This is a genomic window from Deinococcus aquatilis DSM 23025 (assembly GCF_000378445.1).
Taxonomy (GTDB): Bacteria; Deinococcota; Deinococci; order Deinococcales; family Deinococcaceae; genus Deinococcus; species Deinococcus aquatilis.
Window position 1 is genome coordinate 25,218 of record NZ_KB899701.1, and the last position, 25,609, is coordinate 50,826.

The 25,609-nt window shown below is 62.0% G+C and carries 32 protein-coding genes and 2 tRNA genes; 22 read left to right on the plus strand and 12 right to left on the minus strand.

Annotation, left to right across the window (positions count from 1 at the left end):
- Positions 1-88: 88 nt before the first annotated feature.
- The 7 genes from zwf to F561_RS0105435 form a co-directional block, all read right to left on the minus strand.
- Positions 89-1,804 carry a glucose-6-phosphate dehydrogenase gene (gene zwf / locus F561_RS0105405; RefSeq protein ID WP_019008933.1) on the minus strand — a complete coding sequence of 572 codons (1,716 nt, stop codon included), beginning with the start codon at positions 1,802-1,804 and terminating at the stop codon, positions 89-91.
- Positions 1,801-2,880, minus strand: a complete 1,080-nt coding sequence (gene gnd, locus F561_RS0105410) for a phosphogluconate dehydrogenase (NAD(+)-dependent, decarboxylating) (protein WP_019008934.1) — start codon at positions 2,878-2,880, stop codon at positions 1,801-1,803. Before gnd ends, zwf begins: the two co-directional genes overlap by 4 nt.
- 139 nt (positions 2,881-3,019) lie before the next feature.
- A complete protein-coding gene (locus F561_RS0105415) occupies positions 3,020-3,574 on the minus strand; it encodes an SRPBCC family protein (RefSeq protein WP_019008935.1) in 555 nt (184 codons plus the stop codon).
- 103 nt (positions 3,575-3,677) lie between these two features.
- Positions 3,678-5,387, minus strand: coding sequence for a GAF domain-containing sensor histidine kinase (locus tag F561_RS0105420; protein ID WP_051096836.1), 1,710 nt, complete (start codon positions 5,385-5,387; stop codon positions 3,678-3,680).
- 103 nt (positions 5,388-5,490) lie between these two features.
- Positions 5,491-6,258: an RNA methyltransferase gene (locus tag F561_RS0105425; RefSeq protein WP_040379964.1), complete on the minus strand. Its 768-nt coding sequence runs from the start codon at positions 6,256-6,258 to the stop codon at positions 5,491-5,493.
- A gap of 577 nt (positions 6,259-6,835) precedes the next feature.
- On the minus strand, positions 6,836-7,675 hold the full coding sequence (locus F561_RS0105430) for a hypothetical protein (protein WP_019008938.1): 840 nt from the start codon (positions 7,673-7,675) through the stop codon (positions 6,836-6,838).
- A gap of 2 nt (positions 7,676-7,677) precedes the next feature.
- Positions 7,678-9,042, minus strand: coding sequence for a glycogen synthase (locus tag F561_RS0105435; protein WP_019008939.1), 1,365 nt, complete (start codon positions 9,040-9,042; stop codon positions 7,678-7,680).
- Positions 9,043-9,259: 217 nt separating this feature from the next.
- Between F561_RS0105435 and F561_RS0105440 the strand changes: the two genes are divergently transcribed.
- The 3 genes from F561_RS0105440 to F561_RS0105450 all read left to right on the plus strand — a co-directional run bounded on the left by F561_RS0105440 (position 9,260) and on the right by F561_RS0105450 (position 10,068).
- A complete protein-coding gene (locus F561_RS0105440; RefSeq protein WP_019008940.1) occupies positions 9,260-9,697 on the plus strand; it encodes a hypothetical protein in 438 nt (145 codons plus the stop codon).
- 180 nt (positions 9,698-9,877) lie between these two features.
- A tRNA-Ile gene (locus F561_RS0105445) sits at positions 9,878-9,953 on the plus strand.
- Positions 9,954-9,993: 40 nt separating this feature from the next.
- Positions 9,994-10,068: transfer RNA gene (locus tag F561_RS0105450), tRNA-Val, on the plus strand.
- Between the two features lie 80 nt (positions 10,069-10,148).
- Here F561_RS0105450 and F561_RS0105455 read toward each other — a convergent pair.
- From F561_RS0105455 to F561_RS0105470, 4 genes are read right to left on the minus strand one after another with little or no spacing between them, the layout of a single operon-like run.
- Positions 10,149-11,327, minus strand: a complete 1,179-nt coding sequence (locus tag F561_RS0105455; RefSeq protein WP_019008941.1) for a tyrosine-type recombinase/integrase — start codon at positions 11,325-11,327, stop codon at positions 10,149-10,151.
- A 42-nt stretch (positions 11,328-11,369) separates the two neighbouring features.
- Positions 11,370-12,062 (minus strand): hypothetical protein, encoded by a 693-nt coding sequence (locus F561_RS0105460; RefSeq protein WP_019008942.1) that lies wholly within the window; start codon positions 12,060-12,062, stop codon positions 11,370-11,372.
- 8 nt (positions 12,063-12,070) lie between these two features.
- A complete protein-coding gene (locus F561_RS0105465) occupies positions 12,071-12,712 on the minus strand; it encodes an ImmA/IrrE family metallo-endopeptidase (protein WP_019008943.1) in 642 nt (213 codons plus the stop codon).
- Positions 12,713-13,183 carry a helix-turn-helix domain-containing protein gene (locus F561_RS0105470; protein WP_019008944.1) on the minus strand — a complete coding sequence of 157 codons (471 nt, stop codon included), beginning with the start codon at positions 13,181-13,183 and terminating at the stop codon, positions 12,713-12,715. It abuts the gene before it with no gap.
- Between the two features lie 169 nt (positions 13,184-13,352).
- Between F561_RS0105470 and F561_RS27785 the strand changes: the two genes are divergently transcribed.
- From F561_RS27785 to F561_RS0105580, 19 genes are all read left to right on the plus strand, one after another.
- On the plus strand, positions 13,353-13,589 hold the full coding sequence (locus tag F561_RS27785) for a helix-turn-helix domain-containing protein (protein ID WP_040379939.1): 237 nt from the start codon (positions 13,353-13,355) through the stop codon (positions 13,587-13,589).
- Positions 13,586-13,807 (plus strand): helix-turn-helix domain-containing protein, encoded by a 222-nt coding sequence (locus tag F561_RS0105480; protein WP_019008945.1) that lies wholly within the window; start codon positions 13,586-13,588, stop codon positions 13,805-13,807. Before F561_RS27785 ends, F561_RS0105480 begins: the two co-directional genes overlap by 4 nt.
- Before the next feature lie 56 nt (positions 13,808-13,863).
- Positions 13,864-14,109, plus strand: coding sequence for a hypothetical protein (locus F561_RS0105485; protein WP_019008946.1), 246 nt, complete (start codon positions 13,864-13,866; stop codon positions 14,107-14,109).
- Between the two features lie 109 nt (positions 14,110-14,218).
- The gene (locus F561_RS0105495) at positions 14,219-14,542 is read left to right on the plus strand and encodes a hypothetical protein (RefSeq protein WP_019008948.1); all 324 of its coding nucleotides are present in this window, start codon (positions 14,219-14,221) and stop codon (positions 14,540-14,542) included.
- 177 nt (positions 14,543-14,719) lie between these two features.
- On the plus strand, positions 14,720-14,968 hold the full coding sequence (locus F561_RS0105510; protein WP_019008951.1) for a hypothetical protein: 249 nt from the start codon (positions 14,720-14,722) through the stop codon (positions 14,966-14,968).
- A gap of 113 nt (positions 14,969-15,081) precedes the next feature.
- Complete coding sequence (locus F561_RS0105515) at positions 15,082-15,765, plus strand: hypothetical protein (RefSeq protein ID WP_019008952.1); 684 nt, start codon at positions 15,082-15,084, stop codon at positions 15,763-15,765.
- 88 nt (positions 15,766-15,853) lie between these two features.
- Positions 15,854-17,848, plus strand: coding sequence for an AAA family ATPase (locus F561_RS0105520; protein ID WP_019008953.1), 1,995 nt, complete (start codon positions 15,854-15,856; stop codon positions 17,846-17,848).
- Entirely contained in the window at positions 17,848-18,213 is a 366-nt protein-coding gene (locus F561_RS0105525; RefSeq protein WP_019008954.1) for a hypothetical protein, read from the plus strand. Before F561_RS0105520 ends, F561_RS0105525 begins: the two co-directional genes overlap by 1 nt.
- Positions 18,210-18,767, plus strand: a complete 558-nt coding sequence (locus tag F561_RS0105530; protein WP_019008955.1) for an ASCH domain-containing protein — start codon at positions 18,210-18,212, stop codon at positions 18,765-18,767. The genes F561_RS0105525 and F561_RS0105530 overlap by 4 nt, the downstream gene beginning before the upstream one ends.
- A complete protein-coding gene (locus F561_RS0105535; protein ID WP_019008956.1) occupies positions 18,764-19,210 on the plus strand; it encodes a hypothetical protein in 447 nt (148 codons plus the stop codon). Before F561_RS0105530 ends, F561_RS0105535 begins: the two co-directional genes overlap by 4 nt.
- A complete protein-coding gene (locus F561_RS0105540) occupies positions 19,207-21,588 on the plus strand; it encodes a DNA primase family protein (protein ID WP_169389492.1) in 2,382 nt (793 codons plus the stop codon). Before F561_RS0105535 ends, F561_RS0105540 begins: the two co-directional genes overlap by 4 nt.
- A 289-nt stretch (positions 21,589-21,877) precedes the next feature.
- Complete coding sequence (locus F561_RS0105545) at positions 21,878-22,489, plus strand: hypothetical protein (RefSeq protein WP_019008958.1); 612 nt, start codon at positions 21,878-21,880, stop codon at positions 22,487-22,489.
- Positions 22,489-22,743 carry a hypothetical protein gene (locus F561_RS0105550; protein WP_019008959.1) on the plus strand — a complete coding sequence of 85 codons (255 nt, stop codon included), beginning with the start codon at positions 22,489-22,491 and terminating at the stop codon, positions 22,741-22,743. The genes F561_RS0105545 and F561_RS0105550 overlap by 1 nt, the downstream gene beginning before the upstream one ends.
- Entirely contained in the window at positions 22,740-23,042 is a 303-nt protein-coding gene (locus tag F561_RS0105555) for a hypothetical protein (protein ID WP_019008960.1), read from the plus strand. Before F561_RS0105550 ends, F561_RS0105555 begins: the two co-directional genes overlap by 4 nt.
- Positions 23,039-23,860 carry a hypothetical protein gene (locus F561_RS0105560; protein ID WP_019008961.1) on the plus strand — a complete coding sequence of 274 codons (822 nt, stop codon included), beginning with the start codon at positions 23,039-23,041 and terminating at the stop codon, positions 23,858-23,860. Before F561_RS0105555 ends, F561_RS0105560 begins: the two co-directional genes overlap by 4 nt.
- Complete coding sequence (locus F561_RS0105565; RefSeq protein WP_019008962.1) at positions 23,857-24,258, plus strand: putative PDDEXK endonuclease; 402 nt, start codon at positions 23,857-23,859, stop codon at positions 24,256-24,258. Before F561_RS0105560 ends, F561_RS0105565 begins: the two co-directional genes overlap by 4 nt.
- On the plus strand, positions 24,255-24,497 hold the full coding sequence (locus F561_RS0105570; RefSeq protein WP_019008963.1) for a hypothetical protein: 243 nt from the start codon (positions 24,255-24,257) through the stop codon (positions 24,495-24,497). Before F561_RS0105565 ends, F561_RS0105570 begins: the two co-directional genes overlap by 4 nt.
- Positions 24,494-25,045 (plus strand): hypothetical protein, encoded by a 552-nt coding sequence (locus F561_RS0105575; protein WP_019008964.1) that lies wholly within the window; start codon positions 24,494-24,496, stop codon positions 25,043-25,045. Before F561_RS0105570 ends, F561_RS0105575 begins: the two co-directional genes overlap by 4 nt.
- Before the next feature lie 80 nt (positions 25,046-25,125).
- Positions 25,126-25,380: a hypothetical protein gene (locus F561_RS0105580; RefSeq protein ID WP_019008965.1), complete on the plus strand. Its 255-nt coding sequence runs from the start codon at positions 25,126-25,128 to the stop codon at positions 25,378-25,380.
- Here the strand turns inward: F561_RS0105580 and F561_RS0105585 are convergent.
- The gene (locus tag F561_RS0105585) at positions 25,358-25,594 is read right to left on the minus strand and encodes a hypothetical protein (protein WP_019008966.1); all 237 of its coding nucleotides are present in this window, start codon (positions 25,592-25,594) and stop codon (positions 25,358-25,360) included. The genes F561_RS0105580 and F561_RS0105585 overlap by 23 nt on opposite strands.
- Positions 25,595-25,609 lie beyond the last annotated feature (15 nt).

A 25,609-nucleotide genomic window follows, 5' to 3' on the forward strand; every position in this document is an offset into this window, starting at 1 on the left:
CCTGCGGAGGGAGTGTGGGCTGTGAGTTGCAGGGTGTGGGCCACCCGCAACCCACGATCCACAACCCACAACCGGCGCGGAGCGTCCATCACAGTCGCCGCCAGCGCCGATCCGGGCCGATCAGGTCGTCAGCGGCGTCTGGCCCCCAGGTGCCGCTGGTGTAGTTGGGGAATTCGGGGGCGTGGTCGGCGTGTCCGGGCGGCGTGTCCCACATCTCCAGAATGCCTGAGACGATCTGCCACGCATGATCCACTTCGTCTTCACGCGGGAAGAGGGTCGCGTCGCCCAGCAGCGCGTCCAGAATCAGGCGGCTGTAGGGGCTTTCCAGTTGGGCACCGAAGGCGTCATAGCGGAAGTCCATGACCACCTCGCGCAGCACCATCTCCTGCCCCGGCATCTTGGAAGAAAACTTCAGGCTCACGCCCTCGTCGGGCTGAATGCGGAAGGCCAGTACGTTGCGCTCCAGGCCGCCCGGAAAGATGCCCAGCGGCGGGCGCTTGAAGACCACGGCAATTTCAGTGACCTTTTTGGGCAGCCGCTTGCCGGTTCGCAGGAAGAAAGGCACGCCCTGCCAGCGCCAGTTGTCCACTTCCAGCTTCACGGCCACATAGGTCGGCGTGGCGCTGCCGGGGCGCACGTTGGGTTCGTCGCGGTAGCCCGTGACTTTCTCGCCGTACATGGTGCCGGAGCCGTACTGCCCGCGCACCGCCACCGATTTCACGCGGCTTTTGGGAATGGGCTTCACGGCCCGCAGCACTTTGGTCTTCTCGTCGCGGATGGCGTCGGCATCGAAGGCAGCGGGCGCTTCCATCGCGGTCAGGGCAAAGAGCTGCATCAGGTGGTTTTGCAGCATGTCGCGCACCACGCCCGCTTCCTCGTAGTACCCGGCGCGGCCTTCCAGTCCCAGATCTTCGGAGGCCGTGATCTGCACGTGGTCCACATAGCCCCGGTTCCAGATCGGCTCGAAAATCGCGTTGCCGAAGCGAATCGCCATCAGGTTCTGCACTGTTTCTTTGCCCAGATAGTGGTCGATGCGGTACACCTGAGACTCGTCCCAGACTTTATGAATGGCGTCGTTGAGGGCGCGGGCGCTGTGCAGATCGTGTCCGAACGGCTTTTCGATGACCAGGCGTCGCCAGCCCTCGGATTCGTCGGCCAGTCCGAGGCGGCCCAGACCGTTGCTGATCGGCTCGAACAGACTGGGCGGCGTGGACAGATAGAACAGCGCGTTTTTGCGCCCGCCGTGCGCTTCCTCGGCGCGGTCCAGTTCCTGCCCTACGCGGTCATACACGTCATCGGCAGAAAAATCACCGAATTCGTAGTACAGCAGGTCGCGGAACTTTTCCAGATTGCCGGGCTGAATGGCGTCGGTTTCCTTGCTGTTTTTCAGCGCCTCGATGGCAAAATCCTTGAACGCCTCGTCGGTCATGTCCTGACGGCCCACGCCCACGATATTGAAGGCGCTGCCCAGCAAGCCGTCCTGCCACAGGCCGAATACGGCGGGCAGCAGCTTACGCTTGGCAAGGTCGCCTGTGACGCCAAAAATAACCAGCGTGGCGGGTTCGGGTGCGCGGTTGCGGCGCATCAGGGCACGGAAGGGATTCTGGCCGTCTGCACCGACATCGCTGGGAGTGCGGGCGCGGGTCTTGCGGGGTTTTTTCTCGGCGGTGGCCTTCTTGCGCCCCGACTCGGCTGGAGCCGCCTGAGCCAGTCCCACCGTCTGGGCGGCCTTTTTCTTGGTTACGGCCTTCTTCACGGCAGCTGGCGTGGGCTGCTGCTCCGCTTCTTTGGCCTTGCCCTTCACGCGTCACCCTTTACGCGCTGCTGGCCTGCCTCGCCCAGTTCCTGCGCCTCACGCACGCTGCCCGTATCGGGGCGGCCAGCAGCGGTGGGGATGTTCTGCGGCGAGGCCACGCTGGGATGATCCCCGGCCTTCACGCTGGGCACCACGCTTTCCTGCTTGCCCACTTCCAGCTTTTTCACGGCGTGTCCACCAAAGGCGCGGCGCATGGCCGAGAGCATCTGGCCCGCGTAACTGACTTCCTGCTGGCTACGGAAACGCATCTGGGTACTGAGCGTGATGACGGGTGTGGGAACCCCCAGTTCAATCGAATCGATGATCGTCCAGCGGCCCTCGCCACTGTCGGCCACATAGTCCGAGAGATCATGGAAGGACGCGTCGCTTTGCAGGGCTTCGGCGGTCAGGTCCAGCAGCCAACTGCGGACCACGCTGCCATGCCGCCACAGTTCGGCAATCTGAGCCAGGTCCAGCCCGAATTCTTCCTTGGCCCCCAGCAGTTCGAAACCTTCTGCGTAGGCCTGCATCATGCCGTACTCGATGCCGTTGTGAACCATTTTCACGTAATGCCCCGACCCGGAAGGCCCCATGCGGCCCCAGCCCCGGTCCGGTGCGGGCGCGAGGACCTCGAACACCGGGCGCAGGCGCTCGATGGCTTCCACGGTGCCGCCCATCATCATGGCGTAGCCCTCTTTCAGGCCCCAGATTCCGCCCGAGGTGCCCACGTCCACAAACTGGATGCCCTTCGCGGCCAGTTCCTCGGCGCGACGCTTGGAATCCTTGAAGTTGGAGTTGCCCCCGTCGATGATGATGTCGCCGGGAGCCAGTCGGCTGGCCAGATCATCGATAACGGCCTGCGTGATCTGTCCGGCAGGCACCATCATCCACACGGCCCGCGCTCCCGGCTCGCCCAGCGCGGCGATCAATTCGTCCATGCTGCGTGCGCCCTGAGCGCCCTGAGCCTCGATGTTGGCGACGTTCGCCTCGGTGCGGTCATAGCCGACCACGTGTTGGCCGCCCTGCGTGAGACGAAGCACCATATTGCCGCCCATTTTTCCCAGACCAATCATGCCTATTTTCATGCGCGACCTCCCGGCACGGAACCGCTTCCAGCAGCCGTGCCATCACTGTCAGGCAATATACGCGGGGTTCAGGACGGCGGGCCTCTCTCTATAGAGAGTCGCTTAATCAAGCAGGCCGACCAGAGGCGTGGGGCTGCTCCTACTTTTTGCGTTTGCGGGCGGCTTTCTCGGCCTCTTTCAGAGCTTTGCGTTCCTCTTCCTGCCGCTTTTGCATGTCGCGGCTCACGTCTTCCATCAACTGTGCGCCCTGAGCGTCTACCGTGCGCTGAAGCGCCATCAGGGTAGACACGACCATGTTGTTCAGGATGCGTTCCACAGGCGTCTTGATCCACTTGTAGCGCACCCGCCCGTTCAGGGTCATGGTGACTTCGGTGCCGCCGGGGGTGGCCTTGAAGGTCCAGCCCTGCGTCAGTTTTTCCAGCGGCCCCACGTTGCGTACACTTTCCCAGCCGCCACGCTGCGGGGCCTGCAACTGGCCGTATTTGGCCGTAAACCCCAGCCCCAACAGCCGCCGTGAGAATTTAAAGCGCACCAACACGTTGTTGGTCAGGCGGGCATCGGCCTGCGAATATTCCGCCTGAGTAAGGTTGGGATCCCATTTGACGCGGCGCTTGGGTTCCAGCGCCAGGCGGTACAGCACGTCCGGGCGCGACCTGACCACGATGTTTTGTTTGATGCTGATGGTTTCCGACATGACTGGCCTTACTGTAGCGCGGGGAAGCCAGGAGAGCAGGGTTGTCGTATTCCGTATGACTCGGGTGGCCCCTCAGCCTTTCCCACTCACCACTCACGGTTCCTCACGCCTGCGGCACTTCCGCTTCCACCACCGTGCCGTGTCCGGGCGCACTCAGCACACGGTACCTGCCGCCTCTGGCTTCCACCCGCTCACGCATCTGCATCAGGCCCAGGCCGCCTGCACTGCTGACCCGCCCGCTGATCTGCTCTGGATCAAAGCCCGCGCCGTCGTCCTGCACGCGCAGGGTGACGTGGGCCGCTCCGTGCAGGCTCACCTTCACCTCGTGGGCGCGGGCGTGCTTGGCGATATTGTTCAGGCTCTCCTGCAAAATTCGGAACACGACAGCCTCATCACTGGGCGAGAGGGTGATGTCTCCGGTGATGCTCAGGACACTCTTGACGCGGTTTTGCTGCCCGAAGTCTTCCACGTAGCGCCGCACCGTTTCCAGCAGTCCGTAACGCTCCAGATCAATGGGGCGCAGCGCAAAAATAGAGCGCCTAACTTCCCGAATCTGCTCGCGCAGCAGTGTACTGGCGGCCCTGACCTCGGCTTCGGCCTGCTCGGGCTGGGTTTTGATCTGGCGGGCCACCACATCCAGCTTCAGGGCGGCAAAGGCCAACGACTGCGCCACACCGTCATGAATCTCGCGGGCAATCCGGGCGCGTTCGTCGCTGATGGCGAGTTCTTCGGAATACAGGTAGGCACGGGCGTTGCGAACGGCCAAGGTCGCCTGCCCCGCCATCAGTGCCAGCAGCGGAATGCGGGCATCGTCGAAGGCGTCGGCGCGGGCGTCGCCCAGCACGAGGACGCCCACCAGATCTTCGTCGTCACGCATGGGAAATCCGAGGGCGCTGGCCGCTCCGGCAAAGACCTCGGCGGCTTCTTCGGGTGTGGCGACCAGCGGGGTGCCCGCCTGTGCCACCCGCAGGGCGAAAGCCGGGGCAGGCGTGCCCGCGCCCGATTCTCCGCTGCGGTCCTGGGCATATTCCAGCCTCAGCAGGCCATCCTGATCGGTCAGGTAGGCGGCCCGCGCATCCACCCGCAGGCGTCCGGCCATATTCCGTGTGACCCGCGAGAGCAGGCGGCGCATGTTGCGTTCGGCCCGGATCGACTGATCCACCGAATACAGCGTCATCAGGTCGAGGGTACGTTGGCGGGCGGCCTCCACACCGTTGGCGACCTCGGCGGCCAGCGCCTGAGCCAGAGCTTCCATTTCCGGCGTGGGCGGGGTTTCAAAGTGCAGGGCCATCGCGCCGCCGCCCGGAATGCCGACCTTCAGGGCGTACAGATCGGCGCTGGGCGAGGCCAGCAGGGTGTCGCCGCGTGCCGTGCCGCTGAGACCGCCGGGAACGGTCAGGGTGGCGTGGGTGGCCCCCGTGACCCGCACCGCGCCGCGTGCTGCCACCTCCACTACCGCGCCCATGTCGGGAGCATCGGTCAGGTCGCGCATCAGTTCCTGCACTGCCCGCAGCCGCCCGTGAGAGGCACTGAGCTGGCCGTACAGGTCGCGCAGTTCCCGCTCGGCCCGTTCGCGTGCCCGCGTGCCCTCGGCAATCCATTCCACGCTGAAATAGGTCACGGCTGGCCCCACGAGACCGTAAAACAGCACGTGCGCCCACACCTCGCCCCCGGTATTTCGCAGTTGGGCAATCAGCAACTCGACTGTAACCACCACCAGCACGATCAGCGGCGGCAGCGTATTGCGGACCAGGCGCACCCGGTCAGACAGCCGAACCTCTCCCGGTATATGAGCGGGCGGCGCGGCGGGCATGGGCGCTGGCATCGGCACAGGTACAGGCGAAGGGCGGGCGTCGGTCATGCCCACAGCATAGGCAAGGCGGGCGTCGGGAAGGGTAACGGATGCGGGGGTGGAGTCAACTCTCCGGGGTGCCGCTGCCCTCTTCATCTGTCGTTGCTGCTCCGGTCAACGCCTCTGCTCCGCGCCGCGCCGCATCTCCGACCTTCCAGTGCACCTGACGCAAAAACCCCCGAAACAGCCGACTCTCGGCGCTGCTCATCAGGGCGCGGTCAAGCATGGCTCGCCACAGCCGCAGCGTATGGCGGGCACGCACGGCGTCGGTATAGCCGATCAGGTGCATGGTTTCTTGCAGGTGGCCGTACACGGCTTCCATCTCATCTCGGGTGGCGGTTTTGCGTTCCAGATCGGGTACGTCGTCCAACCCTTGCAGGAATTCGTAGCACACCAGCAGCACCGCCTGGGCCAGATTCAGGCTGGCATAGTCGCCCGTGGGAATCCTGACCGTCACCTGGCACTGTTCGAGATCGCTGTTGATCAGGCCCGTTTCTTCGGGGCCAAAGACCAGTGCGGGAGCGGCGGCGGCACGCACGAGGGGCCGCAACTGGGCCGGATGGCGCGGCGGCGGCAGATCTCCGCGCTGGCGGGCGGTGGTCCCCACGCTGATATCGCGGTCTGCCAGGGCTTCGCGCAGGGTGGGATACACGCGGGCCGAGCGCAGCAGCCCCTCGGCGTGCACAGCCATTGCCAGGGCCTGAGCATCCAGATGGTTGCAGCGCGGAGCCACCAAGCGCAGGTCGCTGGCCCCCATGTTCAGCATGGCCCGCGCCGCCGAGCCGATGTTGCCGGGTGTTTTGGGCGAGACCAGCACCACGGCCAGATTCAGATGACTGCCTTCGCTCCTGCTGTTCCCGCTTCCGTTGCCTTCGTTCCTGCCTTCGTCGCCGCTCACGCCGGGAATGCTAGAGCATCTGGGGCAGGCGAGGGGCAAGACGAGGGCAACAACGGCCGATACGGACTCCGTATGATTCCCTTACAGTCAGAAACCCACCGCCCGTCCGTCGATCTCCCGGAATCCATCTCTTTTCTTACTCGTTTCGCTCGTATTCAACACTAAAAAGCACGGTGTTTCATCGGAATCCGTATCAGACCAATGATTCGGACAGTTTTCAAATGCCTTTCAGGGATGCCGACAAACACAGTGTTGATTGATTCTTGGCTAGTGGGTCATTCCTTGAAGGCTGGGCGACACAACCCCCCCGTTGCTGACGCAACGCCCCCCCTTAAAGGGGAGGACAAGGGCTGGGTGCTCCCCTTTAAGGGGGGCTGGCGGCGAAGCCGACTGGGGGGTTGAGACTGGGCGTCCCAGACAACATTGTTCTCTGGCCTGTTGTTCCAAACCAACTACTGTCCGAACCATTGATCAGACACCGCCAAGAGTCAGGCCCAATCAGAGAGCTGCGTCAGGGAGCCGAATAGATCGGCGTTTCGTCCACCACATGCAGCCCCAGTTTCAGGTCGTGGGCCAGTTCTGCGGCGGTATCTCCCCAGGAATCGAGACTGATCTGGGTGATGCCCCCGGCCCGCAAGCGCCCATTTACGGCGTCCAGCAACGCGGCCCGCAGCGTGGTACCTCGCCAATCGGGATGCACCCCCGGCGAATCCACGCGTCCCAGCCCGTCTTCGATGCTGGCGCGGCACAGGCCGATGCCCCGGCCCTGATCATCGAGGGCGATAAAGCTCAGGTGCGAATCGAAGCCAGCGGCTCCGTCTACCGCAAATTCGGGCAACACGGCGTGATGACCGATTCGGTCTTCAAAAGTAGACAGCGCGTCCATGCGTACGGCGAGGTCCTGCACGGCGGCCAGCTGGTGCAGCGTGGCTCCGGGCGGCAATTCCAGATGGCGCAGGGGCATGCGTCCAGTCAGGCGGCGGTAGGCTCCCACTTCGCGCCAGCCCGCCGACATCAGGGCCTCGTAGGGCCACAGGTGCGGTTCGGCAAAGGCGTACACGCGCCCCCGCTCGGCCTGTGCTGCTTGAGCCAGGGCCAGCGCCGCCGCGTGCTGGGTCGGCCCCGGAAATGCGCCGCCCACCAGTTCTGCGCCCCATTTGGGGCTGGGGCGTGCGCCAACGGCCCCCAGCACTTCTTCGGCGGGATTCAGCACCACCCACGCAGCCACGCTGGCTCCCGCCATCCAGGCCACGGCCTCTTCGGGGGCTTCGTACAGGCCTGCCAGCAGCGGCGCAAGGTCGTCGGGCAACAGAGAAAGGACCGTCAACTCTTCCAGAGGGTTTGCGCTCACTCTTATCCCTCACCCAGACGGCGGTACAGCGCCAGATACTGTGCGGCGGGGCCATCCCAACTGAAGTCCAGCGACATGGCCCGCTCTACCCGGCTGCTCCATTCGGGGTGGTCGTCAAACGTCTGGCGGGCTTCCAGGCAGGCGGCGGCCAGGGCTTCGGGCGTGGCCCCCGGGAACCGGAACCCCACCTCGTGCGGCACGGTATCCACCAGCCCGCCCGTCTCGCGCACCACCGGCAGCGTGCCGTAGCGCATGGAGATCATCTGAGACAGGCCGCACGGTTCGAAGCGGCTGGGCATGGCAAAGGCGTCGGCCCCGGCATAGATGCGGTGGGCCAAAGGTTCATTCAGGCCCTGCGCAAAGGCCACACGTGGATGCTGGCTCCAGCCGGTCAGGGCCGCCGTGAGCAGCGGGTCGCCGCCGCCCAGCACCACCACATTCCAGTGGGGCACGAGGTCGCCCAGCGCTTCGATCAGCAGGTCGATGCCTTTCTGGTCGGCCAGGCGGCTCACGGTCGCCAGAATCGGGGCGTCGTCCAGGCCAAATTCGGCCCGCAGGACTGCCCGCGCCGCCTCCTTGCCTTCAAGGTCGCTGTAGGCCGGAACATCGGGATCGTTGCGGGGGTCCCAGCGCTCCTGATCCAGCCCGTTGATGATTCCGCTGAGGCGTCCTTCGTGGTTCAGGCGAATCAGCAATCCCTCCAGCCCTTCTCCGTATTGCGGCGTGGTGATTTCCAGCGCGTAGGTGGGGCTGACGGTGGTGACGTGATCGGCAAAGATCAGTCCCGCCTTCATAAAATTGATGTCGCCGTGAAATTCCAGTCCGTCCGGCCCGAAGGCCCACCCCGGCAGACCCGTCCAGCGCGAGGCTTCCGCGAGGTTCCATTTGCCCTGATAGGCCAGATTGTGAATGCTGAACGTGGTCTGAATTCCGGCCAGATGGGCATGTGCCACCGCCAAACCTGCCTGCCAGTCGTGGCCGTGCAGCACGTCGGGCACAGCGTCCAGCAGCCGCAGCACCGGCAAGACGGCTCGCCCAAACAGCGAGTAACGCCACACGTCGTCGGTGTGGTACAGCCCCGGACGATGAAACTCGCGCAGGCCGATAAACAGGTAGCGCACGCCGTCCACACGCAACTCGCCAACCGTCACGTCTCCGGCATCGGCTCCGAGTTCGGGCAAGCGCCCCCGCCACAGCTCCTGCGGCGTTCCGCTGAGGCTGGCATACCACGGAGAAACCACTGTGACCTGATCCTCTGGCCCAGTCAGCAGCCGGGCCTGTACTGCCGGGAGTGCGCCCAGCACATCGCCCAGCCCGCCCGAACGCGAAAACGGAAACACCTCTGACCCCACATGCATGACCCGCATACGCTGCACTCTACCCCGCCTGCGGCCCGGCCTCCTGCCCTAAGTCTGCTCTGAGCAGGCCAGCCCAGCGGGTCCGTCTGAGGGGGTCTGTGGTCTCGGGTCTTCTTCAGAACCCGCCGCAACCTAAGCAAACGGTGCAGACACCCCCTCGCTGGGTTGGCTAGAGTGCAGGCCGCTCCCCTCAACGCCGACTTTCTATCCAACTTTTGGAGAACCCATGCACACCCGCCTCCTGGCCCTGACTGCCCTGACCCTGACCTCTGTGGCCCTTGCCTGCCCCGCCAAGCCGGGCACGCTGGGCAATGGCCTGATGCCTTCTATCGCCGGAATGCGCCCCGAGTGCGGGGTGAACTATCAGGCCTTCCGCAAAAGCCTTCTGGCGGGCGGCACGATCAAAAACGGCTGGGCCGAGATGTACAGCCTGCCAATGACCACTGCCGCCGACAACCAACGCTTCAGCACCGCCCTCCAGACCCTCACCACGACGCTGGCGAAGAAGGGCTATGTGTATTTCAGCACCTCGGATCTGGGCAGCGGTAACAACGCCCCCCGACTGCTGAATTTTGTCAACAAGAAGGCCAAGCGGGTCTTTTCCTATCTGCTGGTGCGCGAAGGCAACCGCATGACGCTGGCGATTGCGGGCACAGCTCAGTAAGCGCAGTACAACTAGGGCAGCGCAGAAAGCGCGGGGCAGCGGGTGAAATTAACCGCTGGGCTGGGCAGCCTGAGGCCGCAGAGCGCCGCCCTCAGTTTGACAAGGCCCGCCCCCGTTGCTACACTTCCTCTCGCTCGTCGGGATGATTCTTTGATGGATCGTTCAGCCCTGTGGCAGTCCGGGCTCTTAGCTCAACGGTCAGAGCAGTCGGCTCATAACCGATTGGTTGCCGGTTCAAATCCGGCAGGGCCCACCACGATTTCTGGGGCGGCAAGCAAGTAAAGCAGTACGGTTTCGGGCGGTTAGCTCAGTGGTAGAGCATTCGCTTCACACGCGAGAGGTCGTAGGTTCAAGTCCTATACCGCCCACCAATTTCGACCCGCCTAGCGCGGGTTTTTTCATTTCACAAAAAGGGTCAACGGTGCAACGTGCGTAACCCGTGCGTAACCGCCTATTTCTTCCCCTCCAACAGATCACTGAGATTCAGCGCCCACCCCTCCCGCTCCGACTGAAAAACCGTCCGGTACTGAGTCAAGGTAAAGGCCACCGACGCATGGCCCAGCTGCTTGCTCACCAGTTCCACCGGCACGCCCCGGCGCAGGCTCAGCGAAGCATAGGTATGGCGCAGCCCGTGAATCGGTAAGTGCCTCACCCCGGCCTGGTCACAGATCCGCTCCATGTCCCGCTTCAGGTTGTGCGGATCCAGGGTGGCCCCATAGCTGTTCGTAAAGATGCGCCCGCTCTCCGCCCACACCCGCTTCCGTTCATACCCTTTGGAATGTCCTTTGACTGGGCCAGCCAGCGCCTCACGCTGCACCGCCTGATCAGCCTGGACCTCTCGCAGCAGCGTCACCGTATCGGGGGAGAGGTAGACCGTGCGGCGGCTGCCCTTGGTCTTGGGCGTGGTGACAATCGGCCCCTTACTCGCCGCGGCCACAATCTCTGTCACCTCTGCCGTGCCCTTCTCCAGATTCACATCCTGCCAGCGCAGGCCTGCCACCTCGCCGCGCCTCATGCCGGTACTCAGGGCGAAGATGAAAAACGCGCCGCGCCAATCCTCTTTCGCGGCCTTCAGAAACTGGGCCGCTTCCTCAGCCGTGTACGCGGGTAGCCCTTTGCGCTCTTTGCCTCGCAACGGCGCGGGCTTCACGATCTCAGCCACGTTGCGCGTGACCAGTTCCAACCGGAATGCATCGCCCAGAGCAGAGATCAGTAACTGATGCACCTGGCGCTGGCTGGATGCGCCGAGGTTTTCTTTGTTCAGGTGGTCGAACAGGCGGCGCAGATCAGCCGGAGCCAGCTTCTGCAAGCGCCGGTTGCCGATGGTGGGCGTGATGAACCGCTGGAGTAAGTCAGCCTGAATCTCGTGGGTTCGCACGGCGCGGGCCTTCTCCCGTCCGGCCAGCCAGCGCGTCAGGTATTCGGTCAAGGTTTCGGCGCTGGGATCCACCACGCCGCCGCGTGTGGCATCTGCGATCAGCTTCGACAGGGCTTGCTGGGCCGCCGTCTTGCTGTCGGCCATGCCACTGTGGCGGGTGCCCTCGATCATGATTTCAAAACGGAAGCGGCCAGAGGGGAGCTTACGAACGCTCCCCTCTCCGTTCCCGCGCTTGCGGGTGGGCTTGGTCATTACTGGAGTTTCAGTAAAACGAAGGGAGAAATCCTATTCATATTATTTACTTGGGAACGGAACGCCGTTCTTCATCTGAATAATGTTTTTCCCCAGATCGACTGAGACGTAATCGAAAGCCGCAGATTCCCCTTTTAAGAAGAACTCAATTTTGTCGTTACCGTCGTGCTTCACCTGCGTCACCTTATTCTGGAAGAACACTGGCTGGAGTGGACCCCCATTAACCTTTGCCCCTAGCACTAGATCATCAAACAGACTTTGGTAGGTTTCGCCGTCATATTTGAGATTTAACTTGCCACTGTTTATTTCTAAGCTTAGGCGTTGTTGAAAATAATCTTGGTAAATATTTGGGTAAATGTAATCACTGGAAAAAGCAAGTACAAATCGTCTTTTAGGTACTTCACTGTCCACTTCTCCATCACGAAATGGAGGAGTAATAAGTTTGATCGTCTTGTCGATTAGCCCATCTACCCGAATAGAATTTTTCGTTGAAGAAATCGTGTAAGTAGGGCACTTCATAGTCAAAGGGCCACTAACAAATTTGGTTGATGCCTTGTTTGGGAAGGAAGCCGGGTAGTACACCAGCAAAGAAGAGAAGACATCGTCAAGTCCGCTCTGTAAGCCACCTTTGCTTGCATAGGTCACCAAAGCGTTCGCGTTACAAGGAATTGTGCGTTGTGCCTGTGCCGTACTGGCAAAAAAGGACAACAGGGAAAAGACCAGTAGCTTTTTCATATCTCTCCTCAAAACGTGACAAGCCCCACGCACGTCGCCAATCGCTTGGGCACCGCAAAGAGTTTGGCTTCCGGCAACACCAGCCCAATCTCAGGCACCCGTTCATAGCGCCAGAAGGGGAGACGGGTGTTGCACGTCGCCACATGTGCGATATAGCTGCCACTCGTGATGAATGCTGCCCGTTGCGCTTCCACGTCAGAGCTGATGAAACGGTGCAATGCAGCGGGCAGACTGGCCTGCCCAGCAATCGCCAGGTTCACAATGGCTTGCGGCGTATTGCCGTACATCTGCTGGACGATGTTGACTAGTGGATCAGGCATGATCATCCGCGCTGCGCCGTGGTTCATCACGGCCTCTAGGTGGTGCTCAGCGTCCTCTTCATCTACTTCGGCAGCAATAGCCTCTTCTAGCCCCTCACGCTGGGCAATGACATGGTTGATCTCATGCAGCAGCGTGAAGCGCCAGCGGGCCACGTGTAGGTCCCGCGCCATCTGGATCAGCGCGGGTGGGCCTTTGCTCGCTTTGTTCTTCGTGCCAGGAATGACCCGAATACCCATGAGTTCGGCCAACTTGCGAGGATCTGGCTCGTAGTCGTATTTGGCATGTTCCCGATCAGATGCGGCCAAGAATTGTGCAGTGGCCTCACGCATTTAGTTTTCCTGTCCAGGTTGCACACCGAACCGCACAAGGTTTCGGTAGAAATCCAACCAGTCTTCGGGGGTGTCAGCTTCCATAGAGCGGTTTTTGAAGCTCGCCAGGTAGTCCTGCCATTCAGGTTTTGCCAGATCCGGGTAACGGGTACTGTACATCTCAACGGCCTGCTGAAGTTCATCTGGTAGGGGGCGGCGCTGCTTTGGCTCAACTACAATCACAACTTCAGGGGCAGCCACAATCTCGACAATGGTGCCCGGACGGATGCGCTCGATTTCCTCACGCGGTAAGCGGAAGAATTGCACCAATGAGGGGAAATGCTCACTGTTCAAAATGTTGTATCGCCCGCCTTCCAGAGCGCTGAGATACTGAACGTTCGGAATGGTTGTACCCTCGATTACGTCCTGAAGGCGCAATTTCCTACTTAGCCTCAGCTGTTTGAAATACGCCCCGGCCTCTTCGCGGGTCATGGGTTGAGTTGGGGCGTCAGGCACAAAAGCTCCTCTGGGAAGCACTGGAACGGTGTACATGCTCCCCTTTACGCTTAACTGTAATTTATAGTTCCCTGTATCGGTAGACAGTTGGCGACAAACTCCAAAGGGGTTGACGGTCTTTATAGTTTGCTATAAACTCTAAGGCATGCGAAACCAAGTAGGCCAGAATATCCGCGCCGCACGTGAACGGTGCGGCCTGGACCAACGAGAACTCGCAGAGAGGATGTTTGGTAAAGCGGCGCGGTCAAGCTACATCAGCGACGTAGAGAGCGGTAAGGCAGGCAATGTCACCGTTGAGCGGCTGGCTGAATTTGCTAAAGCTCTAAATTGTGATCCCTGTGATTTATTGCTGACTACAAACTCTAAAGGCGGTGTTGCGTGAATCCTTACCTGACCGTTGAAGAAGTGGCCGCGCTGTGGGCCGTTGATCCCAGAACTGTGCGTACCGAGATCAAGGCTGGACGCCTCGGCTGCGTGCGTGTCGGCCCCGCCCGCCGAACCATCCGCATCCCACCCGCCGCGCTTGCCGCCTGGGAAGCCGAACAACTGGGGGCCACCGCGCCCCTCCCCAACCTCAGCCTCACGGCCAATTCGGCCTGAAGCAAAAAACAGGCCGCGTGGATCAGACGCGGCCACCCCTTTAGGAGGTTTTGAACATGACCACGCTACCACACCGCCCCACTCGTGACGCCCGCCTGAATGCCATCGGTGACAAGGCGCTGAGCCTCACTGAGTTTGCCCTTCGTCAGCAGGGCTACACCCACGCCGTGTGCGTCTGCTGCGGCTACCAGCAGCCTCTGAGCCACTACCTGTATAGCGGTGACCGTTGCCCCGGCATTCAGGCTGACGACTCCGCTTGTGACGGCACGCTGATGCTCTCCAGCAACGGCGGCGCAGCGTGAACCGCCAATTCTTCCAGATGGCCTGCACGGTGGCCCTGACTCTGCCCCACGTGGGCAAGATTCTGGGCTTGACCGCACTGGGCAGCACCCTGTTCGTGCTGGTGCTGGCATGACTACCTCTTACGCCCCGGATCTGGCTGAGCTGACCGAAAAAGCCCGCAGCAAGCCCATGACACCCCAGCAGCGTGAAAGCGCTCTGGATCGCCTGGCTGAGCAGCGGATTGGCCTGCTGGATGAGTTGGCCCAACTGGACGCGACGATCACCGGCTATCAGCAGGCACAGGCCCGTGAGCAGCAGTCCGTGGTCGTTATCGAAAACCTTCTCCGCGCCATCGATGAACTGGGCTACCTGCCCAAAACCTTGCAGCGCTGCCAGGCCTGCGGCCACCCCAGCGCTGCCTCGATCTGCCAAAGCTGCGAGGTGCGCCGGTGAAAAGCCTGCTGCTCACCCCGCTGTTTGTGCTGCTGGTGCTGCGTGACACCGCCAAGAACCGCCTGAGCCGGAAGGTCCGCGCATGATCTTCGGCCTGATCTGCACCGCGCTCTTCCTGATGCTGGCCTACGCCGTGGACAAAGCCCGCGATTTGAACACCCAAAAGGACGTGACCTGATGTACGTGATCACCCGTCTGAGCGGCACTGAACAGCTCTCCACTGTCCCGGAATCACGTGGCCTGCGAATCAACCATGACCGCGCCCGTGCGGCCTGCATTGCACACGGCAGCCTGCACCATCGCCCCGCCCTGAGCATCCGCGCCTTCTACCTGCGGCGTCATGGCCTGAACGAAATCCGCGTGATCAAGGACGGACAGACCATCGAGCGGCGTGAGTTCCCGACGCTGCGGCTCGTCCATCCCTAGCCCACCTCGGGGGCGGCGCATCCATCCAACGCCGATCAGCCCAGCGACCCGCCGCACACCCTCTCAGCACCCGCCCCACCGACCCTCAACCGGGGCACCACAGGAGAACAATCATGGGACTCACCGGCCAAAGCAAGGAAAGCAGCACCTTCGAGCGCACCCTCTTCCCCGAAGGCACCTACGACATGACCCTCGACAAAGCGATCGTCATGATGGGCAAGCCCAGCCAGTACGCCCCCGAAGGCGCACCCAAGATCATGTTCGTCTGGAAGTGGGTGGATGAGGACGGCACCGAATTCGAGCTGACCGATTACCTCGGCTTCCCCAAAAACATGAAGTGGAACGAAAAGAGCGCCTTCTGGAAGCGAGCAGGCGAAATCGCGGGTCAGGCCTTCACCAACGAAAACGCGGGCCTGCTGGACCTGGATCTGGGCGAGTTCATCCAGAGCTACGCCGAACTGGTCGAACACATCAGCAGCGTCAACGATCAGGGCCGTCCCGAGAAGATTGAAGTGAAGAGCCTGACCGTCAATAAGGTCGAAATGCTTGGCGTCCAGCGCCGCCTCGTGGTGGGCGTGTGGGACAACGGCGAAAAACAGGGCAACGAAATCGCCAAGGTCATGCAGATCGCTGCGGCCCAGAAACCCGTGAAGCCCACCCGTCAGGCTGCACCGGCTCCGGCTCAGGCTGCCGCACCTGCCCAGCAAGCCCCTCGCACTCCCGCTCGCACGGCTCCGGCTCCCAAGGGTAACGAGTTCCCAGTCAGCCCCAGCGAAGCCGTAGACCTGCCCTTCTAAGCCGCCTCCCTCACCCAACAACAGGACTCCTGCGCCGCCGCCAAGCAAACGCAGGAGTCCTATTTAGCCCCTCGTAGGAGGTTCCACTATGTTAGACCGTTCACCGCTCTACTACCGCACCGACCCTCAGAGAGCCATACGTGAGCTGTCCGGAATTGGTTCCAAGCTGGGCAAAAAGATCGTCGAAGAATTGGGTGAAGGCGACCCCCATATCGCCCTCGGTACCATCGAACGTAACCCCTACAGCCTGATCGAGGTGGACGGCATCGGCTTCAAGAAGGCCGACAAGATCGCGTTGACCGACTTTGCCATCAGCTCTGACGACGTGCGCCGCCACCACGCGGGCAACCGCAGCATTCTCGAAACGACAGGCGTTCTCACTGAACGTCTGTTTGCTGCTGAGCGCGTGAAGCTGAACCTGTTCGACCCGGCCCACCAGTACGCCAGCGTCGATGTGGAGGAAGGCCGCTGCTGGCTGCCGGAAGAACTGGAGGCAGAGAAGGGGTTGGAACGCTGGATGCGTCTCTTGCCCACCGGTGGGGTTGTGGCGCTGGCAGAACTGACCCCAGCACAGCGGGCCATCTGTGAACGCCTTGGGCTGGATGAGGTGCAGACCAACGCTGTACGGGCTGCCCTCGCCAACCGGGTGCTGTTGCTGACAGGCGGTGCAGGTTGCGGGAAAACGCATGTGGTCGCTGCCCTGGCGCTGTGCAAGCTCACAGAGGGCCACAGTGTGCGCGGCATGGCGTTCGCTGGGAAAGCCGCTGACCGGATGCGCGAGGCGTTCGACCAGTACAACGTGCAGGCGGAGGCTTCGACGATTCACAAGGCACTGGGCTTCCAGAAAAAAGCCTTCACTGTCGAATTCTTGGCCGAAGACCTGATTGTCGTCGACGAATCCTCCATGCTGCCCGGTTGGTTGCTGTGGGCCATCGTGAGCCGCCTGATGCAAGGGGCCACCCTCGTGCTGGTTGGTGATGACAATCAGTTGCCCCCCATCGGCTACGGCATCCCGTTCGTTGACCTGATTCGATATGGGGTAGCCCGCGCCCATCTCTCCCGCAATTACCGTCAGGCAGACCAGCAGGGCATTCTGCACATGGCTGAAGGCGTGCTGAACCGTTCCCGCCCTGCACCGGCTGGCTGCGTCGAGATGCACCTCGGCGTGGATCCCGGCAATCTGGACGCGCTGTTTGACCAACTGATCCGCACCCACGGTGGTCAGGACTTCGAGGCGTGGCAGACGATCAGCTGGCGCAATGAGGACGTGGAGCGGTACAACCTCCGCGCTCAGGCCATCATCAACCCGCATGGCCGCCCGCTGTTCGAATACGCCTGCTGGAAGCTGGGCACCGATCCGCGCACACGCCGCCCGCTGGTGCAGGCCGAGATCCGGGAAGGCGACAAGATCATCGTGATCAAGAACAGCAGCACACTGGACATCTTCAACGGCCAGACCGGGCGCGTGGTGGGCATGCGCTCAAAGCCCAAGCTGGTACAGCGCCGGGACTCCGCGGGCAACTGGGAAGTCCAGGAAGGCGAGACCGTGCCGCACCTGACCATCGAAATCACGGGCCGGGAAATCGACATCCCGGAAGATGATGTGGAGAAGTACGTGCAGCTGGGCTACGTGATCACCGTCCACAAAGCTCAGGGGTCGGACTGGAGCCGCGTCCTGATCATGCAGCCCGCCAAGGTGCGCGATGACATGGCCCGCAAGTGGTATTACACGGCGATTACACGGGCCAAGGCGCACCTAGTCATCGTGTCTGCTCTGCGCGTGGTGGCGTGGTGGACCAATGCAGCCAGCGATGCACCGGACGAACCCAGCACACTGATGCTGCGGCTGGCGCGACCTGCACCCCTGCAAATACACGCGGCCATAGAACGACTGGCAGCGCGTGTGGCGCAGGCGGCTGCCCAGCCTGACCCTTGGGACGCTCCGGAGGGCGAGGTGTTCTGGGCAGACAACGTGGCGCAAGCGCCTCAGCCTGTTGCTCAAGCCCCTGCGCCTGTTGCGCTGGCCCGCCTCAGCGAGATCAAAGAAGCTTTCAAGCGCATGGATCTGGACGGTGTGGCGTGATGCTGTTCAAGCCTGAACCTCGCAGCCCGCGCACCTATGCTGAGAAGTGTCTCGACTGGGCGCTTGCCAGCTGCCATCCCGGCGTGACGTGGGCAATGCTGTCCGAGCGTGGTGCGACTGATTACGAACTGCGCTGGTACGTCGCAGAGTTCTGCTTTGGACTGGAAAAAGCATCTTCGGGTAAGCCGCACGATGAGTGGCTGCGTTTTGAGTGCGCTGGCTACGCGAATCCCTATCTCTTCGCGATCCGTCCGGAAGAACTCTTCCCCTCGGGCGGATTTGACAGAACACGCGGCCCTGACTTCCAGGGTGTGCCCCTGCTCAACACCGTGCGCGAATTGCGTGGGATCTGGAGACCACTGTGAAAGCCCTGACCCTGAAACAGCCTTGGGCATGGGCCATTGCTCATGCGGGCAAGGACATCGAGAACAGAGACTGGGATCAGCGCACCGCCGAACTCATGGGCCTGCACGAGCTGGTCGGCCAGGTCATCGCCATTCACGGCGGCGCCGCTCCAGTGCGGGGCAAGAATCAGGGCTGGCGCTACCTCACCAGCAGCATTGCCGACATTCACGCCCGGCTGGGCGGCGAACTGCCTGACGCTGCGGCCCTGAACCTCGCGCAGCGGGCAGGCGGCGAGAAATTGCATGCCCAGCACTTCATCACTCCCGGCATCGTGGCTGTGGCCTGCATCGCGGGCGTGACGCGGGCCAGCCGTTCGGTGTGGGCCAGCGAGGGCGCTCTGCACATCCAGCTCAGCGAGACCATTGCGCTACCTCGCCCGGTGCAGTGCCGAGGCGCACAGGGGTTTTGGTGGGTGGATGAAGCGACCGAAGCGGAGGTGCAACGTCAGTACCGCAGCGCCATTGATGCGCGGCCACCCCAGTACGGCCACCTCACCTCACAGGACTGGCTATGAACTATTTGCAGGCCTTCAATTCACGCGGCTTCTTGCACGCCAGCACGTGCGACACACCTGAGGGATTCGGTGAGAAATTCACGCGCCTGATGGAGTCTCAGGGCTGCACCGTCAAGTGCTACACGATGGCCGAGTACCGCCAGTTGCGGGCACAGGCAGCGGCCACCCTAACCGTTGCCACCGACCTCCCTGAAGTGGGCACCCTGATCACCCACCCCGTACATGGGGCCGGAGTCGTCAAGGGCGTGCTGCCTCATTTTGAGGGCACCGGGGCATTCGTGCTGGCCAGCCGTCACGGTGAACACCTGATGCGCCCCGGCACTTACGCCCTGGCACCTGAACCCGCCCCTGAGCCTGAGCCGCTGCCTGTCGTGAGCGTCCCAGTGGTTCCTGTTCCTCCTGGCCAATGGTTCATGCCGGGACTGTTCGAGGCAATGCAGTGACTCAACCAACCCCCCTTCAATGGGTGGCCCTCCTGTATGGGGGGTCTACCCCCCCAGCTGGACAGGTCGAATTCCGCTTCCTGAAAGGCGGTACCCGCGCCTGGATGCCCTGGCCCTGTTTTCCAGAGCATCCCAATGTCTTTCACCTGAGCGACGTGCCCAAAGGCCGTGACGCCTACTGGGGTGTCAGTCTCCGCAAAGACACATCCGACGGCAAAGCCACCAACTGCCACCCCACACACCTGGTCTGGGTAGACATCGATCTGAAAGACCACCCCGCCCTGCTGGACGGTCAGACCGACGTGCTAAACATGTCGGCTGACGAACTGGCAGGCTACAAGCAAGAGCTGCTGAAGCAAGTGCTGGCTGACTGCGAGACACGCAACCTTCCCCCTCGCGCAGTTGTCGATTCGGGGCACGGCTTGCAGGTCTACTGGGCACGCCGCGCCCGCAGCACCCCAGAAGATACCGAGGCCTACAACCGGGGCCTGATGCTGGCCTTCGGCGGCGATTCCAAGAGCATCGATGTGGCCCGCATTCTCAGGCTGCCCGGTACTCAGAACCTCAAGAATCCGGAGCGCCCTCTGCCGGTGCAAGTCCTCTGGGAAGATGCCGATGCCTGGGCTGAGCGTGACGCCCTCGCCCCCTTCCTGGAAGTCGAAAAGCCCAAACCCGCGCCCGCACCGTTGCCGGTCACGAATGCCCCGATCCGGCCTGACACCGACACCATTCAGCAGCGCTACGCCCAGACCGCCCTCAAGAAAGAACTGGACGCGCTGCGCGGAACCGGCGAGGGTGGCCGCAACCACCAGTTGAACAAGAGCGCTTTCAGCCTCGGCACCCTGATCGGCGCTGGGATTCTGGATGAAGTGCAGGCCGTCCAGGAACTCACTGAAGTGGCCCAAGCCATCGGCCTAGATCCAACCGAGATTCGGGACACGGTGCATTCCGGCCTGACTGATGGCAAGGCCAAACCCCGTGACCTGAGCCGAGTCGGGATCTGGACGCCTCCGGAGGGCGCACGCGGCACAATTGGAAAATCCGACGGGCAGGGTGAACTGTCGGCAGCGGTGGCCGCCACCCTGCCCGATAAACCCAAGCTGGCCGACTACCGCGATCTTGTGCTGGCCAGCTTTGCAGAGTCCGGCCTGATGTACCGCTACCACCAGATCTGGCGCACCTGGTGGCGCTATGAGGACGGCGTGTATCACGAGGAACCGGATGAGGTCATGGCCCAGACCGTTGACCTGACCCTTCAGAAGTTCGGCTACACCGTCAAAAATACCGAAGTCACCGAAATCATGACCAAGATCGGGCGTGACGTGGGCATCGGCAGCCGCACCGTCGATCAGGGTGCATGGGAACTGAACACCCGCACCGGCATTCTCAATCTGGACACTGACGAGCTGTACGAGCACACGCCCGAATACTTCTCGATCATCCAGAGCGCTGCGGCCTACCGACCTGAGATCGTGGCGCACCAATGGAATGACTTCCTGCGCCAGGCCGTGCCGGAAGCTGGAGACCGACTCTTGCTCCAACAATTTGCAGGCCTGTGCCTGACCGGTGACACCTCGCCGCAGCGGGCGCTACTGCTGGTGGGTGATGGCGGTACCGGGAAGTCGACCTTCGTGCGCGTGCTCCAGGCGGTACTCGGCAACCTCGCCACCAGCAGTGCCCTTGAGAACATCAAAGACGGTTCCTTTCTGGTGGGCACGCTCGTCGGCAAACGCCTGTGCGTGGTGTCCGAGTTGCAGCGCAACGTGGATTGGCTGCCCTTCAAGCGCGTGACTGGTGAGGATCAGATCAGCATTGATGTCAAAAATAAGACCCCATTCACGGCCAAGTTGGACATGAAGCTGATCATCCTCAGCAACGTCATGCCGTTTCTGGGCGATGACACCAGCAACACCTCTCTGATGCGCCGCTTTCTGCCGGTGGCCTTCAACGTCAAGCCGGAGAAGCCCGACCCCTCCCTGGAAGCACGCCTCACCCACCCTGACGAGCTGCCCGGTGTCCTGAACTGGATGCTGGACGGCCTGAAGATCCTGCGCGAAAACATGATGCGATTCCCGAACAGCGACGGCACGGCCCTAGCCCGCGAGATCGTAGAGGAATCGAACCGCGTAATCGGGTTCCTGCGCGAAGAGTGCAGCTACGTTCCCGACGCCACCGTCACCAATAACGAGCTGTACACCGCTTACCGCGAGTGGTGCGGACGCACGGGCCACAAGCCTCTCAGCGCTCCCAGCTTTACTAAACAATTGATGGCTGCAGGGCGCTATTTCGGGAAGCCCGTGGATCGTCAGCGCACGAAAACTGCCCGCCTCTTTACCAACCTGATGCTCAGCACTACCCCTACAGGGTGGGATGACTGATGACAGGTGACAGCTTTTGCCCAGTGGTGACAGGTTCATCTTTCAACCTGTCACCCGTAAAACCCTGTACAGCACGCCGTATTTCTTTACGGGTGACAGATGACAGCTTTTTTTATAAGCACATGACGAAAACACACATAGAGGCCCATATAGGGAAGTCTCTAGGTTTTTTCCTGTCATCTGTCACCCGATACAGCTCCCCATTGGCTAGCACGGCAAAAAAGGGGGTGACAGGTTCATTTTTCAACCTGTCACCTAATACCTCAACTCTGTCACCCGAGGTGAACTCATGGCACTGATCGGCAGCAGCTCCAAGAAGACGACGGCAGCCCCCGGCATCCGGATCAAGGACATCCAGGATCAACTCGATACCGAGTGGGCCAACCTGAAACAAGACAGCATCAGCCTGCACGGTGAGGAAGAATCGGGCCTGCTGGCCTACTACCAGTGCGCGGCCCGCCTCGGCATCCATTGGGTAGCAGGTGATCCCTACACCTTCCAGTTCCCTGAGGCCTATCAGGGCGAGCGCCTCGCCAAGCTGTGCGCTTACCTGATCGGCCTGAAGGATGCTGACCCGGCCCTGGTCAAGCAAGCCCGAGAGCACAACCTGAAGGCGCTGCGCGTGAAGGCCTGGCCTGCCTACCGGGATATGGCCGTGCCGCCGATTCCGCAGGGCATGAGCATGATGAATGTCGAGATTCTGCCCTTCAACTGGGAGGGATTAGAGCGGCTGTGGAACGGCGAGACGCATGAGGTGACGGGTACCAGCGTCTTCTTGCCCGCGTTCCAGTTCCCGGAAACGGCGGACTTCCATCTGGCGACATTGGCGGTTCTGTACCTGAACCGGCAGCTGCGTTATGCCCTGACCGACCTCTACGCCCACTCGACTGGAGGGAACTGATGCCGATGAATGCCGATCAGCCGAAAGAAGCCGAAAGGAACGCCGTGGTGCTGGTGGACATCTTCAACATTCGCCTGTACCTGCCTGACGAGATCCATCCAGATGACGAGGACGCGGTGCGGGCGTGGGTACAGGAGAACTTGAGCCGGGTGCGTGAAGCGGCTCAGGAGTGCGATCCAGACGATGTGATGGTGTCGAACGCGTTCTACGAAGCCGCTCGCTCTGCTCAGGCCGAGGCAGGTGAGGGCCAGTGAGCATCCTTCAGCCGACCATCGAAGACCAGGCCCGTCACCTGCTGAATCCAGTGCTGGGCGAATGCGTGCGCCAACGCACGGCAGCGGGAGTTGCCAAGTACGGCCAGCGGCTCGACGACAACTACCAGCCGCACGAGGCCAAAGCGGTGCACTTGGTGCAGGAACTCATGGACGCCTGCCAGTACGCCCTCTGGATGGATCTGCCGGGCCTCGCCTCCAATTTGGCCGCGATTGCCAATGATGTGCAGTCGGCTACCTCCCTGACCGCTGAGCAGATCATGGCAGGGGGGAAGCAGTGAACCCGGAAGCAGCGGGCAAGGTGCGGCGCAGGCCCTGCGGCACTGTGATCTGGGATGAACGGCAACTCCAGAGCCTGAGGTGGCGTCTTCGTCAGGGGCACTCTTACAAACGAATCGGGTATGACCTGGGTATTTCATTCGCTGCGGTGAATCGCCGTGCTGCGGATCTGGGCCTGAACCTGCCGCCTGAAGGGGAGATGTTTGTGGCGGTGGTGGGCCGTCAGGTGGGCGTCTCAGGCGCGACCATCATCACCCGCGCCCGGCAACTGGGCCTTACGCCCCGGCACTGGGGGATCTGCTTCACCCTGACCATGGATCAGGCGGCAGAAGTGGTGGCGCTGTGGGATGGCGACCTGCAAGCCCGTGACGCCGAGCATGACGGCTGGCTGAGTGCGGTGGATGCGGCCAAGTTACTGGGCATCACGAAGGTCATGTTCCTGCGTCGCGTGGAGCCACATGGGGTGCGTCGGGTGCGGGTGCTGGGCGTGACGGGCCGCGCTTTCCGGTATCACCCGCAGGATGTGGCCCGCCTGCCCATTCCGGTGGCTCCCAGGGGCAAGCCGCGTGGATACCTGACGGGCAACGCGCTGGCCGACCTGACAGGCGTCCCACTGGGTACCCTGCCCTGCTGGCGCAAACGCGGGATGCCCTCGGTGCAGGACCGGGTAGCTTTCCATGCCCACTACTACTCGCCCGCTGCCGTGCTGACGTGGTTGGAGGGGCAGCACCGCCCAGGTTGGAGTGCCGCGACCCGCGCCCGCTACGAAGAGGCCCGCGTGAGGTTGCGCGAGTACCTGGCCCAGCAGAGGGCCGCGTGAGCATTAAGAAGAAAGCCGTCAACGGCAACCGGAAGGGTAAAGAGGGTGAGCGTGAGCTGGCGCGGGCGCTGACAGAGCTGGGTTACCCAGCCAGCCGAGGGGTGCAATACAAGGGCGGCAAGGACAGTCCTGACGTGGCCTGCCCCTCACTGAATGCGTTCCACATTGAATGCAAGCTGAGCGCCGCTTGCCAGATGTTCAGTGCTAAGCAGCTGGCCAAGTGGGACGCACAGGCCAAGGCTGATGCTGGGCAGCAGAAGATTCCGTTGGTCGTTCACCGGTGGAACTTCGCCCGCAACTGGTGGGTGCGCGTGCTGATGCCGAACCGTAGCCCGTACTGGCAGACCCTTGAAGACTTCCTGACTGAGCTTGACCGTGCCAAGTGGGGGAATGGATGAAGCCGGTCAGCGATCCGATGCTGAGGCGGCTGCTGGCTGAGCGCTACCCCTCGCCGCTGGCCAAGAGTCTGATTCAGATGACTGAATCGGTGAGGGCATTTGGTGAGGCTGTTGGGCAGCTTGAGCCACACATACAGGCCTTCGCCAAGTTCTACAGCCAGCTTCAGGGCCGCTCTCATTGCCGCATGTGCGGGCGGCGGTTCGACCACCACCAGGGCTGTCCTCTGGAGCGCCCATGACCCTTACCCTTTCTCGCCCAGTGGAGGCGCACTTGACGAACGGAACCAAGAGAAGCCGCGCTGTCCGGGTCGCTGGTCCCGGCCCCGCAGTTCGGGAATTCATCAGCGCACGCCAGCAGATGCAGTCAGCACGTGCCCATGCTGAAGCGTGGTATCAGGCACTGCGGCATCAGGACACCCGTGAGAACGGCGGGATGCTGGTGGTCGGTAGTGGGCCAGCCCGTGCGAGCGGGCGGCAGATGATCCCAGTAGTGGGCAACTGGAACGCTGCACCAGCAGGCGTGACACGCTACACCGAGATCAAAACCCCATTAGGCTGGCTCTCTGAACGTGCTGTCCAGGAGGCCATGAAGAAGGCTGAAGACCCGATGTTGGGGCCGATTCAGCGGGGCATGGGGCTGGCGAGTCTGGCCGATGAGCGCGGTGGGTGGAGTCCTCACCGACAGCAGGCGATGGCTTACGCGGTGGCCGTGCTGACGGTAGCGCAGCTGCTAGGTGACCCTCAGGCAGCCACTCACCTCTTAAGCTTGCAGAAATCCAACGATTGACCTACTCTATTTGTAGATTCAGAGCAGTGACCCCCACCAAAGCGGTGGGGGTTTTTCATTGCCTACAGGGAGGCCTGCCGATGTCGAAGAAAGCGCAGAAGCGGGCCGCTCGCCGTGCCCAGATCACCTCACATCTGTCTCAGTCGGATGACCGTCGTGACTGGCTGATGCAGCAAGAGGCGCGGGGCCGAGTGCAGACCACGCCCAAACAATGGAAGCAACGTGACCCCACGCCCTGGTACCTGCCAGATCTGGGCCTGGAGCGTGAGCCATTTATCGGGCAGGTGCCGAGGTATCAGCCGGGTGTGGTGATCAGGCGCTTTCTTCAACAATGAAGGTGGTCATGGGTTCCCACTTCAGGAATCCATGTGTTCCACCCTTGGTGGCCGTGGTGATGCTGACCATCTTGTCCTTCCCACCCATCAGTTTCGCGCCGTCGCCTACCCCAGTTTTCGCCACAGTGATTCGTACATAACTGCGCCCGTTCTCTTGGTAGGGAGACAGTGTGGTGGTGTCTTCGGTCAGTTCAATCTGTTGGTAAGGACTCATTCCCCAATCTTATTC